This window comes from Schnuerera sp. (genome assembly GCF_035459645.1).
In the GTDB taxonomy this organism is placed as follows: domain Bacteria; phylum Bacillota; class Clostridia; order Tissierellales; family Tepidimicrobiaceae; genus Schnuerera.
Genome location: NZ_DATHXO010000305.1, coordinates 1 through 2,638, shown reverse-complemented (window position 1 = coordinate 2,638; position 2,638 = coordinate 1). Strand labels below are relative to the sequence as shown.

5 protein-coding genes are annotated in these 2,638 nt (G+C 34.0%); all 5 read right to left on the bottom strand.

What is annotated here, in order from left to right; all coding sequences use genetic code 11:
* Positions 1–687 (bottom strand): ATP-binding protein (locus VK998_RS07165; RefSeq protein ID WP_325227006.1); only part of this gene is annotated, 687 nt, incomplete at its 3' end.
* Entirely contained in the window at positions 602–1,351 is a 750-nt protein-coding gene (locus VK998_RS07160; protein ID WP_325227004.1) for a conserved phage C-terminal domain-containing protein, read from the bottom strand. The genes VK998_RS07160 and VK998_RS07165, both read right to left, overlap by 86 nt.
* Positions 1,352–1,397: 46 nt before the next feature.
* Positions 1,398–2,051 (bottom strand): ERF family protein, encoded by a 654-nt coding sequence (locus tag VK998_RS07155; RefSeq protein WP_325227001.1) that lies wholly within the window; start codon positions 2,049–2,051, stop codon positions 1,398–1,400.
* Positions 2,044–2,295 carry a hypothetical protein gene (locus tag VK998_RS07150; protein WP_325226999.1) on the bottom strand — a complete coding sequence of 84 codons (252 nt, stop codon included), beginning with the start codon at positions 2,293–2,295 and terminating at the stop codon, positions 2,044–2,046. The genes VK998_RS07155 and VK998_RS07150 overlap by 8 nt, the downstream gene beginning before the upstream one ends.
* Entirely contained in the window at positions 2,283–2,501 is a 219-nt protein-coding gene (locus tag VK998_RS07145) for a hypothetical protein (protein WP_325226997.1), read from the bottom strand. The genes VK998_RS07150 and VK998_RS07145 overlap by 13 nt, the downstream gene beginning before the upstream one ends.
* Positions 2,502–2,638 lie beyond the last annotated feature (137 nt).

Here is a 2,638-nt window from a genome sequence, read left to right as displayed (position 1 = left end):
CTCTAAGCTTAAATTTGTAGTAATAATTATTGGCTTTCTATCTCTATATCTGCTATCGACAATCTCGTATATCTTTTCTTTAGCCCATGGAGTAGAGTTTTCCGCCCCTAAATCATCTAAGATTAATAGACTTGCATTTTTGAGGCTGTTAATTATCTCCACTTCTCCTTCGTTTCCGTATCTTTTATAAGTTTCCTTTATTCTATTTAGCAGCCCTATGCTGGATATCGCTATAACTGGTGTCATTCGACTTATTAATTCATTCGCTATACAAAATGCTAAATAAGTTTTACCAGTTCCAGGAGGGCCAAAGAATAATAGCCCTATATTTTCTTCCTTCATTTCTTCAAACTTATCTGTATATCGTTTGGCTATATTAAAAAGCCTTTTATTAGTTTCATCTACTTCAAAGTTTTCAAAGGTACATTTTTCAAACTGTTTTCCCATTAGAGAATGGTTTCTCAATCGTTCTAACCTATGCAATTTCTCTTGTATAACTTCTTCCTCTTTCATTTTGTGCCATTTCTCTACTTCACATCGACACATTGTCGGTACTTTTATTTTCTTACCAAATGCTTCAATTATTGACTCCTTAGGAGTCTTACAATTCTTGCAAATCTTCAAAACTGAGTCCAATGCCTTCGTATTGGTCGTCATCTTGTCTATTGTTTTCCCTGTGTTTTCCATTAACGTTCCCTCCTTCGTTTAGGTACGATTCAAACTTAGTACCAAATAACGTTTGTGGTCTTAAATATTGTTCCATTTTCCCACCTAACCATTGGCTACTTTTTATATCTATAACCTTCTTAAAATCATCTAGAGTAAAACCTTCGTTTAGCCTTGCACCAATTAACCTCTGTGTCGCTTTAGTTGTATGCCTAAAATTCTTATTTGTTTTTTTATTAAGGTACTCGACTATATCTTTATATACTTTCTTATCATTCTTATCATTCTTATAATTCTTGTTTGTGTTATTTTGTTGTTCTTTTGTTGTTATTTTGTTGTTATTTTGTTGATATGCTTCCTTATCTTCGGTTTGGTATTTTCGCCAATTTTCAATAGTTACAACTGTCATTTTGTTGTTACTATTTAAGCTAATCATTTGCATTTTTTCTAAAGTTTTTAAATACTTATAAAAAGTGCTTGGATTAATTTCTAATTCATCTGATCCTTTAAATCTACCAGTCACAAATTGTCCAGGTTCCAAATCTACAACTTGCAATCCCACCATCTGTTGATAATTGTCATGACTGGCTTTTAATAAGCACCACAACCAAACTCTCAATAGATTAGGATTATCGAATACAGGGTTATATAATAATTTCCTATGAAGTTTTATCCAACCTGCCAAGTCATCACCTATTTTTAGGAGACGAAGGGATAACTTACCCCTTCATCTATCCTTCTTTAGCCATTTCGTTCAACATTTCTATTAGTTCGCTAGCTTCCTTTTTTGTTAGTACTTTACTACTATCTTTTCCATATGCTTCTTTGATATAGCCTGCCATACTCTCTGGAGAGTAGTTCTTTTGCTTTGCAAGTTTATAAATATAGTTTAATTGCTTATCACTAGCTAGACTATTATCAATTATTGGTTGCTTGCCCTTATCTACTTTAGGCCTGCTTACTTGCTCTGTATCGTGCTCATTAGTTGCATCACTGTCCTTTGTGTCATCTATTGCGAAAAGTCCGTTTAAAGCGTATTTACGAGCGTAAGAGCTTGTGCTACCAGTGAGCTGACTTAGGTCCATTCCTTTTTTAGTTTCATCTTCTCTTGCATACGCTGATACCTCTACTTTGTCGCCTTTTTCTATATCAATTAGTGTTGCTGTAGCTTTTACATAGTACCTATCACCTATAAGGACTATTTCATCCGATATTGTTACTGCTGTTTTATGTTTAGCCAGTACCGGTTTTAAACCTTCTAGTATATCTTCGCAACTCCTATAATGATATTTTCCGAAATCATTGTATTGGTTCTTCGGAGCTTTAAGCTCCGCTTGTATGTTCATTAACTTTTCATATACATTCATGTTATCCCTCCTATCCACAGTAAGGTTTTTTAAACCTTATAACTACTTCATCTTGTGTAATTTTGTATAGTTCGTGAGTGCACTCTAGCCATTCCTCTTGACCTTTTTCTACTGTCATATATCCAGATATTTCTCTTACTGCTTGTACTAAATCATCATAATCTGGGAAAGTATTTGCAAATATATAGTCAACTACATGATCTTCCATTGTTCCATTTCCATTTTGTACTACCTTAGTTTCAATTAGCTTTACTTCTCCCATTGTTCTACCTCCATCTCACAAAATTTTCTAAAATCCTCTTCCAGTTCCTTTAGGTTCTTCTCTGCATTTCTCCCTACCTTAACTAGCCTTTCTAGTTCTGTCATTCTCTCAAGCATGTAGTACATTTCTTCTCTTCTCTCTGCCTTACAAGGCCTTGATTTCTCTATGATTAACGTTCCGTCTCCTCTATTAACAACTTGTTTCATTTACAACCCTTCCTTTCTGTGTTATAATTAGTTAATGATGTTTTTTATTGCTGCTATCAATATCCCTATACCTACAACGACAATCCCAGGTATAAGGTGAGATAGCATTTTTATTACTGCTTTGTAGATGATTATTG